The sequence below is a fragment of the Chryseobacterium sp. JAH genome (assembly GCF_001507335.1).
Lineage (GTDB): Bacteria > Bacteroidota > Bacteroidia > Flavobacteriales > Weeksellaceae > Chryseobacterium.
Window position 1 is genome coordinate 717031 of sequence record NZ_LMAH01000002.1, and the last position, 16063, is coordinate 733093.

15 protein-coding genes are annotated in these 16063 nt (G+C 35.5%); 5 read left to right on the forward strand and 10 right to left on the reverse strand.

What is annotated here, in order from left to right; translation table 11 throughout:
- Positions 1-4 precede the first annotated feature (4 nt).
- The 5 genes from AR685_RS06930 to AR685_RS06950 all read left to right on the forward strand — a co-directional run bounded on the left by AR685_RS06930 (position 5) and on the right by AR685_RS06950 (position 3397).
- On the forward strand, positions 5-835 hold the full coding sequence (locus AR685_RS06930) for a GLPGLI family protein (RefSeq protein WP_059124115.1): 831 nt from the start codon (positions 5-7) through the stop codon (positions 833-835).
- Entirely contained in the window at positions 832-1389 is a 558-nt protein-coding gene (locus AR685_RS06935; RefSeq protein WP_059124116.1) for a YdeI/OmpD-associated family protein, read from the forward strand. The genes AR685_RS06930 and AR685_RS06935 overlap by 4 nt, the downstream gene beginning before the upstream one ends.
- Positions 1390-1475: 86 nt before the next feature.
- A complete protein-coding gene (locus AR685_RS06940) occupies positions 1476-2042 on the forward strand; it encodes a hypothetical protein (RefSeq protein ID WP_059124117.1) in 567 nt (188 codons plus the stop codon).
- A 168-nt stretch (positions 2043-2210) separates the two neighbouring features.
- On the forward strand, positions 2211-2774 hold the full coding sequence (locus tag AR685_RS06945) for a DUF4256 domain-containing protein (protein ID WP_059124118.1): 564 nt from the start codon (positions 2211-2213) through the stop codon (positions 2772-2774).
- 224 nt (positions 2775-2998) lie between these two features.
- Positions 2999-3397: an immunity 22 family protein gene (locus AR685_RS06950; protein ID WP_047442454.1), complete on the forward strand. Its 399-nt coding sequence runs from the start codon at positions 2999-3001 to the stop codon at positions 3395-3397.
- A gap of 85 nt (positions 3398-3482) precedes the next feature.
- On the opposite strand, the gene polA is transcribed toward AR685_RS06950, so the two are convergent.
- The 10 genes from polA to tssD all read right to left on the reverse strand — a co-directional run bounded on the left by polA (position 3483) and on the right by tssD (position 16008).
- Complete coding sequence (gene polA, locus AR685_RS06955; protein WP_047442453.1) at positions 3483-6350, reverse strand: DNA polymerase I; 2868 nt, start codon at positions 6348-6350, stop codon at positions 3483-3485.
- Positions 6351-6666: 316 nt separating this feature from the next.
- Entirely contained in the window at positions 6667-7122 is a 456-nt protein-coding gene (locus AR685_RS06960) for a hypothetical protein (protein WP_059124119.1), read from the reverse strand.
- A gap of 30 nt (positions 7123-7152) precedes the next feature.
- Complete coding sequence (locus AR685_RS06965; RefSeq protein ID WP_059124120.1) at positions 7153-7716, reverse strand: hypothetical protein; 564 nt, start codon at positions 7714-7716, stop codon at positions 7153-7155.
- A 22-nt stretch (positions 7717-7738) separates the two neighbouring features.
- A complete protein-coding gene (locus tag AR685_RS06970; protein ID WP_082671897.1) occupies positions 7739-9034 on the reverse strand; it encodes a PAAR-like protein in 1296 nt (431 codons plus the stop codon).
- Positions 9035-9046: 12 nt separating this feature from the next.
- Positions 9047-10105 (reverse strand): hypothetical protein, encoded by a 1059-nt coding sequence (locus tag AR685_RS06975; protein ID WP_059124122.1) that lies wholly within the window; start codon positions 10103-10105, stop codon positions 9047-9049.
- A gap of 2 nt (positions 10106-10107) precedes the next feature.
- The gene (locus tag AR685_RS06980) at positions 10108-12081 is read right to left on the reverse strand and encodes a type VI secretion system Vgr family protein (RefSeq protein ID WP_410492912.1); all 1974 of its coding nucleotides are present in this window, start codon (positions 12079-12081) and stop codon (positions 10108-10110) included.
- Positions 12082-12474: 393 nt separating this feature from the next.
- Positions 12475-13380 (reverse strand): ankyrin repeat domain-containing protein, encoded by a 906-nt coding sequence (locus AR685_RS06985; RefSeq protein WP_228376398.1) that lies wholly within the window; start codon positions 13378-13380, stop codon positions 12475-12477.
- 3 nt (positions 13381-13383) lie between these two features.
- Complete coding sequence (locus tag AR685_RS06990) at positions 13384-14637, reverse strand: PAAR-like protein (RefSeq protein WP_059124123.1); 1254 nt, start codon at positions 14635-14637, stop codon at positions 13384-13386.
- Positions 14638-14643: 6 nt separating this feature from the next.
- Positions 14644-15495 (reverse strand): hypothetical protein, encoded by an 852-nt coding sequence (locus tag AR685_RS06995; protein ID WP_059124124.1) that lies wholly within the window; start codon positions 15493-15495, stop codon positions 14644-14646.
- Positions 15496-15603: 108 nt separating this feature from the next.
- The gene (tssD, locus tag AR685_RS07000; RefSeq protein ID WP_047442434.1) at positions 15604-16008 is read right to left on the reverse strand and encodes a type VI secretion system tube protein TssD; all 405 of its coding nucleotides are present in this window, start codon (positions 16006-16008) and stop codon (positions 15604-15606) included.
- Positions 16009-16063: the final 55 nt, after the last annotated feature.

A 16063-nucleotide genomic window follows, 5' to 3' on the forward strand; every position in this document is an offset into this window, starting at 1 on the left:
AATAATGAAACTCATTTATTTCCTCCTATTTTCCGTCATTGGATTTACACATGCACAGACCCACCGTTATTTTTACGAATTAAAATTCAAACAGGATTCTACACAAATTGAACCCCTTAAAAGCTACATGGTTTTGGATATTAACCCCGAAAACACCAAATACTACGATTACGTATTTCTTGAAAAGGATTCAATCAATAAAGCGAATCAGAGTGAAGGTCTTAATTGGACTAAACATATCCCTGTGACGAGAAAGAAAAACTCTAATGAAAATATCAATTTCAGGACCATCGATTTTCAACTGTACAGCTATGCTACTGAAGATGTCATCCATTGGAAACTGTCTGAAGAAACAAAAAAAGACGGTAATTTTACCGTTCAAAAAGCAACAACCAATTTCGGTGGAAGAAAATGGACCGCCTGGTTTACCAAAGAAATTCCTTTTTCGGAAGGACCTTATAAATTTAAAGGATTGCCGGGTTTGATTGTTACGCTTGAAGACAGTCAACAGCAATACGTTTTCAATTTGATGAAAAGCAAAAAATTAGCTCAGACCTACGACACGTCCAATATATTGGAAGTGCGGTACGGAAACAGCCCACTTCTTGTTGCTGAAAAAACATTTGTGAAAAAGCAAATGGAATATTACAATGATCCGATGCATAGAATGAGAGAGAAACTGAGAACAGGAACAAGTTCCAGCTTTGATTACAACGGAGTGAGGTATGCTGACGCCAACGATCTGATTCCACTTATGAAAGACGAGCAAAACTACATCAGAAAATACAACAATCCCATTGAAAGAAACAAGGCGATAAAATATCCTGTGAAATGACAGCAACCTTCTTCCCCAATCATCATGACTTCCGCAAATGGCTGGAAGAAAACCACCAGAAAAAAACGGAACTCATTGTGGGTTTCTACAAAGTGGGAACCAAAAAACCTTCGATGACCTGGTCGGAATCTGTAGATCAGGCCCTATGTTTTGGCTGGATTGACGGGGTGAGAAAATCGATTGATGAAGAAAGCTACAGCATCCGTTTTACACCAAGAAAAGCTAACAGTATCTGGAGTGTTGTGAACATAAAAAAAATTGAGATGCTTACAGAAGCAGGTTTAATGAGAACAGAAGGTCTTCAGGCTTTCAAACTTAGAAAAGAAGATAAATCAGGGATTTACTCTCATGAAAAAGAGTCTTCTTATCTGACATCTGATTACGAAAAACAGTTTAAAAAAAATAAAAAAGCCTGGGAATTTTTCGAAAAGCAGGCACCCTCTTATAAAAAAGTGATGATTCACTGGATAATGAGCGCGAAGCATGAGAAAACACGAATTTCACGTTTAGAAAAAACGATTTCGGTAAGTGAAAGTGAAAAACGTGTAACGTGAATGGCAAAAATCAAGAAGTTCAGTATGGCACATTGCTGTTTCATTCATTTAAATTTTGTTATTTTTAAGTCTCCAAACTCAAAAAAATGAAAGATTCTGCTGCTTTTCTACTCCTGATCATCTGTTGGTCATGCACACAGACGGAAACCAAAGATCAGAAAACGAGAGAGCTTGAAAAAAAAGAATTTAAGCAGAATACAATCAAAAGAGATTCTGTAAAAAATGATACCGTTGAGTTTACTTCTTACAATGATAACTTTGATTATTCACAGCTGAACGGTAAAAAAGGAAAAGAGAACATCGATTTTATAAACGACAATAACAACGACCGCAGTTTCCTACGGGGTGACCTTATCGCAATAGAATGGAAAAATGATTCAATTTACATTGCTGGAGATGGAGAAACTCCCCAAAATGCACAATGGATTGTTTCTGCTAAAAAAATCAAAGACGGAAACGTTTCAAAGTTCAGGAAAGAATACGGAAAAGAAATCAAATATCATTTTTCTAATGAGGATCAATTGTCGGGCAGCTATCTTGATCATCTTTATATACTTGCAGAATATTATATTGCCAATTCAAATAGAGATTTAATTAAATTAACCATTAAAAACAAGCAAGATCTAGCTTATTCAGTGGAGAAACGCAGCTGAGAGGACAAGCACTACTACGTACTGGGAATTTATACCGAATCTGACCATAAAATCAATACTTTTCAATGGCTTTACATTGATCCTGAAACTGACAAAATCTACGAGTACGATCTGCCCAATGACAGGCTGATTTATTTTCCTTAAATTTTAAACTAAAAACACTTCACCATGGCATCAAAAAAACAATTATCAGAAAGAGAAACTACAGAACTTCTTGACATTCTACAACAGCGTTTTGAGAAACATACCCAACGCCATACAAAAATGGAATGGTCTGAAATTGTAGAAAAATTGAAATCAAATCCGCAAAAACTTTGGACTTTAAATGAAATGGAAATTTCCGGTGGTGAGCCCGATGTGGTAGATTATGATAAAGAATCTGATGAATACTTGTTTTTTGACTGTTCGGCAGAAAGCCCAAAAAACCGAAGAAGTTTTTGCTATGACCGTGAAGCTTTGGATTCGCGAAAAGAAAACAAGCCACAAAACGACGTCTTGACTTATGCATCAGAAATCGGAGTAGAGATTTTGGATGAAACCCAGTACAGGTTTTTGCAGACCTTAGGAGAATTTGACTTAAAAACATCAAGCTGGATTAAAACTCCAAAAGAAGTGAGAGCCCTGGGTGGAGCATTATTCTGTGACCGCCGTTATAATACCGTTTTTGTGTATCACAACGGAGCCAATTCTTACTATGCTGCGAGGGCTTTTCGTGGTGTTCTGAAGGTTTAAATTATATAAAACTTTCGTCAGTTCGAGTGTTTCTCGGTGAAATGGAGAAAAATAGATCGAGAACCTATGAAATCCGCACCCAATATACTTACACAGCAATCACTTTAATCAAAAAGTTCTCGATATGATTTTCTCAAAATCTACTCGAACTGACGTTGTAACACACGAAAAACTTTTAAAATAAAAACTATTAATCTTATCTTTGGCGCTTCAAAAAATTTGGCATGAATACACAGTTTTTAGATTTTTGGGTAGGAAATTTTAATTCAGAAGAACAATTTTTACAGTTTGTAGAGGAAGATGATAACTATTATCTGAATGAAGAAGATGAGGACAGCTACATCTCAAAATTTGCAGAATCACAGGACACGGTTTGGTTTGACGGTGATTTGGCAGAATATGGTTTCGAGAATCTAAGCGATAATATTTACGAGAACTTTTCAGAATATTCATTTGCCGACCAGTGGCTTCCGGAGCTGATGCACAAAATCAACCTTTCCGAATTAAAATTTGATATCAACTCTATAATATTTGTAAGTCAGGGACAAATTCCAAAACCTGTTTCTATAGAAAATGATGATTTTTCTTTAGTGTATATGGGCGGAATTGAATTTGAGTATTAAAAGAAATGATAGCATCTTTTGATACTATCATGATTATTTAAAGTATAAAAACTTCCGCATTTTAGCGGAAGTTTTTTTTACATTTCTAATGCGCTTCCAGCCAGTTCTTCCCTACTCCAACTTCCACCAAAAGAGGAACCTGCGTTTCAATCGCATTTTCCATTTCGGTTTTAATAATATTTATAGCTACTTCCACCTCATCAACCGGAGATTCAAAAATAAGTTCGTCATGTACCTGAAGAAGCATTTTCGTCTGCAATTTTTCCTTCTCCAGTTCTTTCTGAATTTTAATCATTGCCATTTTCACCACATCGGCGGCACTTCCCTGAATAGGAGCATTCACGGCATTTCTCTCAGCGTGAGCCCGCACCACAAAATTACCGGAATTAATGTCTTTCAAGTGACGTTTTCTTCCTAAAATCGTTTCTACATAACCCTGGTCACGCGCTATCTGTACCTGTGAAGCCATGTAAGCTTTTAATTTTGGATAGGTTTCGTAATAGGCCTCGATCATCTGCTTCGCTTCCGATCTAGATAATCCGGTTTGTTCGGCCAAAGCAAAAGCTCCCTGACCGTATAAAATACCAAAGTTGACCGTTTTTGCCTGTCCACGCTGGGTTTTTGAAACTTCTTCCAAAGGAATATTAAACAGTTTTGCAGCCGTGGAAGCGTGAATATCTTCACCATCCTGGAACGCTTTGATCATATTGTCTTCACCCGAAATTTCAGCAATCAGACGCAATTCAATCTGAGAATAATCGGCAGAGATAATTTTCTTTCCCTCACCTGAAACAAACGCTCCACGGATTTGCTGACCTCTTAGCGTTCGGATCGGAATATTCTGTAAATTCGGATTTACACTCGCCAAACGACCTGTCGTAGCCGTAGTTTGTGAGAAATTGGTATGCACACGGTTATCATCCTTATCAATCTGAGACGGCAAAGCATCTACGTAGGTTGATTTTAATTTCTGATATGTTCTGTATTCTAATATATGCTGGATGATCTCGTGTTTTGACGATAATTTTTGAAGCACATCTTCGGAAGTTGCGTACTGTCCGGTTTTCGTTTTCTTGGCTTTTGGGTCGAGCTGCATTTTATCAAACAAAACATCTCCCAACTGCCGTGGCGAATTCATATTAAATTCTTCACCGGAAATTTCAAATATTTTTGATTCTAACTGTCTTAAATCATTTTCAAGGTCGATGCTTTCCTGAGCCAGCCATTTTTCATCAAGAGAAATTCCTTCGAGTTCCATTTTAGCCAACACTTCCATCAAAGGCATTTCGATGTTGTAGAAAAGATCTTCAAGGTTTTCTTTTTTCAATTGTGGTGCGAACAATTCATACAGCTGGAAAGTTACATCAGCATCTTCAGCTGCGTAATCGGTCTGCGTTCTCAAATCTGCATCTCTGAAACTGCCCTGATTTTTTCCCTTCTTACCAATAATAGTTTCAATGGAAACGGGTTTATAATTTAAATAAACTTCTGAAAGATAATCCATCCCGTGTCTTCCGTCAGGATTTAAAAGGTAATGCGCAATCATCGTGTCGAACATTGCACCTTTTACGGTCATATCATATTGCTTCAGAACTTTATAATCGTATTTTAAGTTGTGAGCGATTTTCAGCAAATCTTCTTTTTCAAAAAATGGTCTGAAAATTTCAAGTGTCTGCAAAACTTCGCCCTGATCTTCAGAAAGCGGAATGTAATATGCCAAACCTTTTTTATAGGAGAAACTCATCCCTACCAACTCTGCTTCCAATTCGTTCAAAGAAGTTGTTTCGGTATCGAAGCAAACTGCTTTTTGTTTTAAAAGATTCTGAACTAATATTTTCTGCGCTTTAGGATTATCAACAAACTGATAAAGGTGATCATTTTCTATGATGGTTTCTTTGGTAGAAGTTGCCTGATCCAATTCTTCAAAACTTGCGAAAAGATCAAGCTGACCAACATTTCTGGCAACTTTCTGCTGTGGAGTTTCTGAAGTTGAAACTTCTGTTTCACTGACAATAACACCATCTTTTTCAACGGTTGTATTTTTCACAGTAACTGTTTCAGTTGGAGCAAATGCACGATAGAGATTTTCGTACAATCTTGTGAATTCAATTTCTTCAAAAATTTCCTTTACTTTTATAAAATCTGGAGTTTCAAGATCGTATTGTTCCTGATGAAATTCTACCGGAGCGTCACAGATAATGGTGGCTAGTTTTTTAGATAAAATTCCACGCTCGGCAGAAGCTTCTATTTTTTCTTTAATTTTGCCTTTCAGCTGATGAGTGTTGGCTAAAAGGTTTTCGATACTTCCGTATTCTTTAAGGAATTTCATGGCCGTTTTTTCACCAACGCCATCCAAACCGGGAATATTATCAGATGAATCGCCCATCATCGCCAAGAAATCAATCACCTGTTTAGGGTGTTCAATTTCATATCTTGCTTTTACTTCTTCTACTCCTAAAATCGAAATTTCACCACCTCTGAAACCTGGTTTGTAAAGTTTGATTTTGTCAGTAACCAACTGAGCAAAATCTTTATCTCCACTTACAATAAAACTTGTATAATTCTCCTTTTCTGCTTTACAGGCAATTGTTCCGATCACATCATCAGCTTCGTATCCTTCGACGCCCAGACTTGGAACATGCATAGCTTCCAAAATACGATGAATATATGGAATGGCAAATTTAATTGCTTCAGGTGTTTCACTTCGATTAGCCTTATAATCAGCATAATCATTGGTACGAATACTTGCCTGACCGACATCAAAAATTACTGCTAAATGAGTCGGTTTTTCTTTTCTAATGAGTTCAATCAGAGAATTCATAAAACCAAAAATAGCTGTTGTCTCCATCCCGGAGCTGGTATATCTCTGGTTTTTTGACATTGCGTGATATCCTCTGAAAATCATTGCATAAGCATCTATCAGAAAAAGCCTTTTGTCCTGTGTTGCGTCCATATTTTGAATAATGAACAAATATAAGAAAATGGGATTGTTTGGGATGGATTTTTATAAAGCAAAAAGAATTATTTAAAAAAGATTACTTACATTAAATAATGTGCTAAATGTAGGAGTTTTAGTTCATAAATTCAGATCATTACCGAATTATTGTTTTCATGTTTTATGATTAAAATAATTAGATTACTTCAATTTTCACAGATCGTAAAACATTATTTCTTATTACCTTTAATATCAATATTATTACAAAAACCCTTCTAAACAAATAGTTTAAGTAAGAACAAAAATTTCAATTAATTACGGTGCGAACTTTTAACTATTTATTTTGCGAATTTTGTAAAGAATCTAATATTTTAAGATTTCCAATACTGTCTGGATTGCCTTGCTTTTCAGCTTCCAATAAAAAATATTTTGATTTTGTCAGATCACCAATCTGCATATAGCAAATGCCTAAAGAATTAGTTATCTTATCAAAGTACCCTTCTTTTTTTCCAATTCCGTTATTGTATGCAACTGTGAGATTAGATATTGCATTTTGATAATCCTTCTTTTCCATATATGAGAAACCGAGGGGTGCAACAACATCTGGATATTTATTTTTATCAACACGATTAAGATAAAACAATGTCAAATCGTATTGTTTATTTTCGTAAGAATCCCAACCATCTTTATAAAATTTGCTTTCACTGTCTGTAAAAAAATTATATTTAATGATTACGATGAAAAAAAATATTGAACATATTAATAAAATAATCTGTACTGCTCTTTTCATAAAATAAGTTTAGTTTTAAAATAGTAAGTTTTACCAAAACAATAATAATAACAAATAAATTATATCTATAAAAAAAATAAAACCCACCATTTTTAACTGAGTTATACCTCCATATTGATCAATTAACCACCCTGCGCCGAAAATATACATTATAAATATCCCGAGAAGAACAAAAAAATATTTTTCTTTCAAAAACTGAAAAATATCAAAGTAATAAGAAAAATTTTTATTCACATTATTTAAACTAAAAAAAGAGATTTTTTCATCATCAAATTTGTTTTGATTGATTTCTCTGTAAAACGTTAAGGTATCGCTGTTTTCAAATTGTTTAGAATTCCCAAACACATACCAATTTGTAACAAATCCTCTATAATTCCTTTCATATCTATGCTTTCCCGAATTATCCAAATAAAAGTAAACTCTTCTTTTACTGGCATGTTTATCAATGAATAATTTTTTTTTGAAATTTCCTTGTAAAACAGGATTTTCTTTTACCAACTCTAATTTTGAATCGACTTTGATAATTCTCGTAATAAAAATAGCTGTAACTATTAAAGGAAAAATAAAAATTAATGTGAATACTAAATTTTTCATACAATATTTATACTGTTTATTCTTAATCTTTTCCCGCTATAACAGTAATCTTAGCTCTTGCAGCAGCTTCTTCATTTTGCATAGCATTATTAAGATCACTAATTTGTGAAGCCAATGCCCAATTTGAAGTAGCTCTTAATACATCAATACCAAAGTTAATCGCCAAACCTTTGATTGCGCCGCCTAAAGTTGTTTTGATACCTGTGGAAGCATTACTTCTTAAAGAATTATTATACTGAGTGCCATGTACAGAATTCACATTCGTCGACGTAGCCGTAGTTGTATTTTGAGTAATTCTGACACTCGTGTTTGAAGCATTTACATTGATCTGGGAGTTTCCAATACTTGAATTTGGCAGACGATTATTAGCAGAGATTGTTGTGTTGGTAACTGTGGTTCCTGGTGGAGTGACATTACCTCTACTATCAGCAACAAATACTCTGTTTTGTGATATCGTAGATTGATTTATTGTAGTACTTTGATATCCTGATGTTTGTGCTTTAGCAATATCTTTACCAGATCCTAAAGCATCGGTAGCTGCACCATAAGATTTGTCCGTGGCCTCTACCATCACTTGGTTTTCTGGCATATCATTTAAATTGTACGCTTCACCAGTTACATAATTTTCAAAACCGGTTGCGTCCTTTATCTCATCGTACAAACCGTTTATCAAATATGAGGTTCCAAAAACCGTTGCCATACCAGTTCCCTGCGCAAATGCTGAGGCCAAACCAAACTCAGCATATGTTGCCATTATTGAAGTTCCTGCTGCGCCGACACCAATAATAAATGCAGAAGCTAAATAGGACACACAAACTATTGCTCCAACAGTTAACGCTGTCTCTGCAAGCACTTTATCGGTAAATTCATCAGCAGCTTTCTCAGAATAAAGAATCATTACATTACCTCCTAAAGAACAAGGTATCATCGAATTTTCTAATAATGGATGTTTTCCTACAGTAAGTACGTTGGTATCATAAGGCATCCAGTCTTTAAGTAAAATTCCACATATCGAGGGTATCATTGATATACCTGCACCAGCAGCTGCGCCAGCTGCCGCGCAAGCAGCTACAGCCAAAGCGCCTCCGGTAAGTACTGAACCTGCAACTAATGCAGCACCAACAATAGCTCCGATAATAGCACCAGCAATAACCATTTTCGCACACATAAAGTTACCCCCAGGCCTATCATCAATAGTAGCTTTAAAATAACCTCCTGCGATAGTTACCTTGTTTTGGCTGGTAACTTTTATTTGCTGTTTCTTCATTCCGTCAGAACATACTAGCCATGCTCCGTCGGGCACATATAATTTACTCATTTTGTTTTAAGTTTATATTAGCTCTATCTTATGCTCCATCGAATGGATGTAATTATTGCTCGCACGTTCTTTTATTTTAGATTGACAAAAAAGCATCATCCCTTTTTCTATATCAAAATGATATTCAATGGACCACATTAATGAATAATCATAATTCTCTTTTAAAAACTCCTTTAACTGAGAATTGTAAATCTCTTTCAAATGTTGGTTATGATAAGAATTACCTTCACATAAAAATTTTATTTTAGCGATATTCCCTTCCTTTTCTACTTTTCTTTTTACTGTAGTATTTACTTTTTCGTTATTAAAAGCTTGAGAATTATACTGCCTTTTTTCCTCTTCTATAAACTTCCCTGTTTGATTATAGTCTCGGTAGCAATCGTTGAAAAACAGATTATATAAAATATTATTTTTTATAAGCGGTAGTGTATCTTTAAAATCCTTGTCTCCACCCTCCAAAATATTTTTCTCTTCAATTGTATTGCTAGTTTCTGTTTCCAATGATTTTCTAAGTAAAACCCAATTAAACCATATCTCATCCTGATTAGCGATAGAATGTATACTACCACCATCTGTCATTTTAACAGTAAGATGCCCAAGAGGCTTGTTAAATTTCTGCATATATTCTGCAAACTGACGATAAATAGATTTAATGTATTTTACCTGATGTGAAACTTGCGTGATATCACTATAAAAACTATTTTCCTCTCTTCTCTTACTGACTTCCCAAATAATCTCAGTCTCAGAATCAATCATACTGTTTCCAGAAACCTGCAAATCAATTTTATGATTGATTTTATACGTACTTTTATTAATTTCTGCCTGTCTTAAACTAACAAAATCCAAAGATTCTCTTCGTTTTTTATTCTCAATTAAATTGATTTCTGAATCAGGTATATATAAATGGTTGAGCCACGTTGGAAATTGATTATCATCTTTAATCCATTCATGAGGAGACGAATTTGCATTATGAAAATCCTTAAGCAGTTTAACCTCTAAACCTAAAATTTCCGCAATTTTTTGAAGATTAAATGATTTATCTATCTGGTATATATGCAAATCTGATTTCATTATTAGTTTTCAATAATTTTTCCTCCTTTAATCGTAACATCTCCATCAATTTTCATACCTGCATCTGCTCCTTTTTTACCAATTTCTGTAAGAGAATTGCCAATTATTTTTGTTGTAGTTCCTTCTACAGTAATATTAATTCCTTTTATAGTAATATTTCCATCTTTATCCATGGTAATAGAGCTGCTTCCTGTTTCTAGTTTTATTTCTGTTTTACTCTTAACAACTATATTACCTCCGTTATCCATAGTTAAAAGACTGTTATTTTCACCACCAACTTCTATTGTAGTTTTTGTTCCAACTTTGGTCTCATGATTATTCCCAATCTTTTCATTATTATCATTACTCACATAAGTCGTAACATCCCCCGTTCCACTCAATGTAACATGATTTCCATTTCTGTCTTTAATCTCAATTCCCGCACCGTCATTTAAACAAATAATATTTCCGCTTTTACTGGATAAACTTTTCACGTTATTCCCGGCACCACCGCCTCCACCAACACCTCCATGGAACATCCCTCCCATGACAAACGGTCGGTCCGGATGCTGATGTACGAAATTGATAATCACCTGATCGCCGATTTCGGGAATGGCCATAAAACCACGGTTTTTGCTTACTTTATCACTGCTTCCTGCATCAGGAGTCATTACACGGATAAATTCTGAAGTATCCTGTCCGTTTTGCCAATCAAACTGGATTTTTACTCTTCCTTGGTTCAATGGGTCTGCATTTTCTGTCACTTTTGCAAACTGAGCTTCAGCTCTCGGAGTTTCGAATTCGGGACGCGGTATATATCCGCTGTCAGCAGCAATCGCTTCGAAACTCCCTGTATAATATCCTCTTGCATCGACTTCGTGAGTTACTTCCACCATCATTAATTTTGTGAAATAAGAAGTCTCATTAGAATCTGCTTTTCTCATCTCAACATCTGCCGTACAGCCAGGATATAAAAATGGAACAGTCGTTTCTCCAGAAGTAATGAAAACCTGCGAAGCTTTACTGCCAGCCGTTCCTTTCTGTGAAGCATCAATATCCATAAAAGATGCAGCCTTAATAGGAGCAACTCTTAATGATGGGGTTGTAAATGTTTTTTCTGAAATTTCGTATGCACGTTTTGCGATATCTGAAGCATGGTTAATTTTTGAATTTCCCGTCGTCAGTTTTTCATTTTTACTGCTGTTGTAGCCGTAGAAAGAAGGGTTCACGTGCTGTGCTTTCATCCTTACTTTTATATCACTGACGTTACTTCCGTAGGTCAACTTTACGGGTTGCTCTGAAGGCGGGAGTTTTCCGAAGTGGAGCACTTCGCCATCGTAAAAAAACTGCTCACCGTAAGCTTCTGCGATTCTTGCAAGATAATTATAGTGCGTTTCTTCGTATTGCGAACTGTAAGAAACATTTCCGTACTGCGCATCGACTCTGTAATCGAATTTGCTTCCGCCTAAACCTTCTTTAATGACATGATCGGCAATACTGTTTAAACTTATCGGCTGAGCACCTCCAAAACTTTGGATATGCGGAGCTGCATCTAACAAAACTGTTGGACTGAATCCACTCAGAACAATATTACCCAAACTTCCTTTTTCCTGACTGAAACCTACTTCTGTGATGACACCAACGAAATTTCTTTCAGGGCCATCAATGACATCTTTATATTTAAAAACCACTGTCAGTCTTTTCCCTAAAAAATTCTGTGCTTCTTCCAGATTATGGTTTTCAGCCGCGCCTAACGTATCGTGAGCAAGAGTAATGCTGAATTCATGATGCTTCACCGCACTTTGACTGAGTTTAAAATGCTTGAAATGTTTAATTTCTGTTCCCTCAATCACCAAATCAAGTTTTACGACCCGGTTGATTCCTAAAATCTGACTGGTTGCTATAGCCAAAGCATTGTGAATTTTTGACGTCGGCTGGTTGGCCCAGGTTTTTTCTTCAACTACAAGCGGATTATTGGTTTGTGTAACTTGATTCATAAATAAATCAGATTTTTGAACCATACCATTGACAGGCTCTGTAATCTCTGTATTTACTTTCTGAATATTTTCACTGACTTTACCTGTTGCTTTAGCAGAAACTTTTTCTTTTATATTTTTCGCAGTAGCGTTTCCTAGGTCATTTGAAAGCTGCGGTTTTGTGGTATTATCCTGAAACATAATATTTTTCTTTAAACTTGTGATTTTGGTGTTTTTTTATCTCATTTCATTTGATCTCATTTGAGACTACAAAATTTCCATGGTCTGTAGCATGAAAATTTAGTGTTTTACTTAGCATATTAAATTTAATCATAATATTAGTGATAGAAAGAATTCTAATAGAAAAATTCACTTTTTGTAGTAATACTACGACTCTTTTTTTTCACATCTTTTCTATTTTGAGAGCAAATTTTGATCTTCTATATATCTGTTTTCACCATAATTTTTGTTGAAATTCACAGATTTTTTGTCCCGCTCATTTAATTTCTCATATAAATCCACGCGAAGTTTTGCTTCCTCTATTTCGTTTTTTTCTACAGGAAATTTAATACCATACTTTTCCTGAAGTTCTTTTTTTATAGCAGAAATCTTTTCAAAATAAGCAGCGTTTTTAGAATTTTGATTTTTTACCTGTTTTCTTTCTTCAGAACTGATATACAACGCCATGGGAGAAAGTTCAGTTCCTTTTATAATAGGATTCCCTCCTTTTTCCATAAAGTATTGTGCCGTGGATACATTGCTTCTTGCTGCCGATTCCATAATGTTTTTTCCTAAATAAGAAGTATGATTCAAGTCTGCTCCATGTTCAAGTAAAAAATCAATCATCTTTCTTTCTGTATTTTCTGCTCCCAGCATCATTGCATCGCATAACGGACTACTTCCCACCGCAGGATTCGGACTGGCCTTATATTTAAATAGAAGCTTTACCATTTCATAATTATTTGTGGCAACTGCGTGTGAAAGTGGAGAATCATAAAGATGAGGAATAATGAGATTGGGATCTGCTCCGTTTTTAAGAAGTATTTCCATTGCAGGAAGATTTTCTACAATGGAAGCATACATCAATAAAGTATACCCTTTTGTACTACTTAATTGATTAATGATTTGCTTTTCATTTTTTAAAATACCTTCTAATCCTTGCTGATCTTCATCAAAAATTTTCTTTGCAGCCTCTAATTGTACTCCTTCAAAAAGTTTTTGAGGAGGATATTGATCTTTATTTTGAGTTTTTCGGGATCTTGTATCCTGACAGGAAAATAGGGTCATGGTAAAAAAGATTAAAAAAATTATTTTTTTCATAGACTATGGGTTTACTGCAATTACATTGGTATTAATGGTTGCAATCATCGCTTCTACAGCATCGGCATATGCGCTGTGGCCGCTTCCGAATGTTTTCAGATTCATTCCTTCATTATCCGGAATGTACCCGAAAATTTCGTTTTGCTCTCCCAATGCTCTTGGTACAGCACCGGTCAGACCTCCAAAAATTGCCAGTTTATTCAGACCGGGAATTCTTGAAATGGCAAGGGTTGATAACAGACCTTCTCTGTTATTCTGAAGTGCATTCAGAATATCATTACTGGTACTGTAATTGGTGATATTGGAAGTAGAACCTACCGCACCGTTTTCATCTAAATATTCAAGTGTATTATCATGAACTCCTCTCGTATTGAAAGTGTAAGCCGGTAAACCTGTATAATAAGATGCCATTGCGCTGTTACCTCCACCCAGAGAATGCCCTGTGAAAGAAACATTTCCGTTGGTTGCATCATCCATTTTATTCGCAAGGTTCATGGTTCTTTTTATCTGCGGAGTCTGAGCTCCAAAAGCCTGTCCTCCATCTTCAATAAACCAGTCATGATAAAACTGCATTCCTTTGGGTTCTGACCCCCGGAAAGCTACGAAATACTGTCCTGTATTATTATTTTTATAAACTGAAGCAAAAAAGCCGTCATCAGTATTGGTGTTAAAATCTTCAGGAACGAAAGTTGCGGGACCAAACATTTCATCGAGCACAGCCTGATCATCAGTGTTCATTCTAGTATAATCTCCAATCTGCGTTGGATCATCAGCATTATCTTTATAAGAATCCTGTGCCATGGCAGCGGCATTACTCAACTCAGTAATCTGAGCAGGTGTCGGAAGATGGAATTTCACTGTTCCGCCTAAAAAGCAATTCAATGTAGAATTTTGAAGTAAGGGTTTTTTGCCTTCTACTCTTACCTTCTGATGGGTATTGCTCCAATCGCTTCCTTTGGTTAAAAAAGAACATATATTGAGACAGTCGTCGATCAAAGCGCTTCCTGCCCAGGCTGCGGCGGCAAGCACGAATAAACCACCACCAAAAGCAGCAGCAATTCCGACTCCGGCAACGGCGCCGGCAATCATCATCTGCGGACAGATAAAATTATCTTTGAAGCCGTCATCTTCTGTCGCTACCAGCTTTTGACCATTTTTAAGATAAACACTGGATTGCGAACTGACTCCTATCCCAATAAGCCGTCTTCCGCTGGTGCACATAAGTGGAGTTCCCTGTGCGATATACAGTTGACTCATATTTTTCTATGTTAATAATTGAATATGATATCTGCAGACATAAAGCATTTTGTCATTGAGCTTTTCTTTTACATGAAATACAATTTCTGACAGGACCGAATCTTCATTAAAAACATATTCGCCTTCCATCATCAAATCATATTCTAAAGAAATATTTAAAGCTTTCTGATAATTCTGAGCATAAATTTCTTCAAAATCACCACTGTTGCTTTTTAATTTTCCTTTTACATTCATCTGAAAATTATCTTCCTTTTCTTCAAACTGATAACTTGTATCGTAGGTAATTTTCTCACCGGGGAAAAGTGTTGATAGCGTCTCTCTTTCTTTAAACTCACCTTCTTTTTGAAAATTGACTCCAGTACTTGGAAATGGGAAAAAGAATATCTGGTATAGAAGATTGGCTTTGATATTAGTTTCTATTCTGTGAAATTCCTGGTCATAGATCGTAATAATTTCGTTGTAAGATTCTTTTACAAGTTGGAGAAAACGCAATTCTTTGCGTTTGATTTCTTCCCATTTTCCCATTATGGTTTCCTGATTTTCAACCTCATCGATTGTTTTATCTTCGTCCAGAAGCAAGGATAAATTTTCTGTTGCTTTATTCACTTGATCTAAAATGTCATAGAACGGTTTCATCTGCGAATCAAAATGTATATACTTTTTATCGGAAATCAGAATTTCGATATGTTTGTATTCTCCGGGAATAATTTCCCAGATTTCTTCTGTTTCTGTTTCGTTGGCTTTTCCGTTACCGAGGGTAAGATATGATTTCACATTGACAGAATACTTTCCGTTTCTGTACCATGCATATTTAAAATTGTTGAAATCTTGAATTTCTTTTACTTCACTTTGATTCATGTCGGGGAAAGTTTAGGAAATTAAAGTTGATCAATGAAAATGACAGTATATGGAAAATGTGTATGAATAAAACTATCCATACACATTGATCATTTCATAAGCTGGAGATTATACTCCCGGCCAGATACCTTCGTATGCAGCTCCACCGTAGTTGATTTTTTCTGCACTTACCACAAAGCTGATCAGCATAGAATTTTGATCTACTGCGTCGAAGTCTACTTCGTGCTGGATAACATATCCGTTCTCCCAGTTTAAAGTAATCAAAGTTCCTTCTTCGTGAGACTTGTTGAAAGTAATTTCGCCTGAAGTTGGCTTGTACTTACCATTAAGCAAACTTTCAAGAATTTCAGATTTCTCTGTTGCTTCAATCGTTAACTTGATAAGCGCGTTGGAAGGATCTGATGCTACACGTCCCGAAACGTCTGTAGATCTTGATACGCTGTAATTAAGCTTTAATAATTTCTGTCCTTCGCTTCCGTTGAATTTTAAGATTCCTCTTGAATTGTCTGCCATGATTTGTAAATTTTAAACAGTTAATATTTAGTGATTAGATATTTTATCTACAGCT

Bases quoted from the DNA above. Each gene is read 5' to 3' on its own strand.
- AR685_RS06930 (WP_059124115.1), top strand. From the start codon at position 5: ATGAAACTCATTTATTTCCTCCTATTTTCCGTCATTGGATTTACACAT.
- AR685_RS06935 (WP_059124116.1), top strand. From the start codon at position 832: ATGACAGCAACCTTCTTCCCCAATCATCATGACTTCCGCAAATGGCTG.
- AR685_RS06940 (WP_059124117.1), top strand. From the start codon at position 1,476: ATGAAAGATTCTGCTGCTTTTCTACTCCTGATCATCTGTTGGTCATGC.
- AR685_RS06945 (WP_059124118.1), top strand. From the start codon at position 2,211: ATGGCATCAAAAAAACAATTATCAGAAAGAGAAACTACAGAACTTCTT.
- AR685_RS06950 (WP_047442454.1), top strand. From the start codon at position 2,999: ATGAATACACAGTTTTTAGATTTTTGGGTAGGAAATTTTAATTCAGAA.
- polA (WP_047442453.1), bottom strand. From the start codon at position 6,350: ATGGACGCAACACAGGACAAAAGGCTTTTTCTGATAGATGCTTATGCA.
- AR685_RS06960 (WP_059124119.1), bottom strand. From the start codon at position 7,122: ATGAAAAGAGCAGTACAGATTATTTTATTAATATGTTCAATATTTTTT.
- AR685_RS06965 (WP_059124120.1), bottom strand. From the start codon at position 7,716: ATGAAAAATTTAGTATTCACATTAATTTTTATTTTTCCTTTAATAGTT.
- AR685_RS06970 (WP_082671897.1), bottom strand. From the start codon at position 9,034: ATGAGTAAATTATATGTGCCCGACGGAGCATGGCTAGTATGTTCTGAC.
- AR685_RS06975 (WP_059124122.1), bottom strand. From the start codon at position 10,105: ATGAAATCAGATTTGCATATATACCAGATAGATAAATCATTTAATCTT.
- AR685_RS06980 (WP_410492912.1), bottom strand. From the start codon at position 12,081: ATGAATCAAGTTACACAAACCAATAATCCGCTTGTAGTTGAAGAAAAA.
- AR685_RS06985 (WP_228376398.1), bottom strand. From the start codon at position 13,380: ATGAAAAAAATAATTTTTTTAATCTTTTTTACCATGACCCTATTTTCC.
- AR685_RS06990 (WP_059124123.1), bottom strand. From the start codon at position 14,637: ATGAGTCAACTGTATATCGCACAGGGAACTCCACTTATGTGCACCAGC.
- AR685_RS06995 (WP_059124124.1), bottom strand. From the start codon at position 15,495: ATGAATCAAAGTGAAGTAAAAGAAATTCAAGATTTCAACAATTTTAAA.
- tssD (WP_047442434.1), bottom strand. From the start codon at position 16,008: ATGGCAGACAATTCAAGAGGAATCTTAAAATTCAACGGAAGCGAAGGA.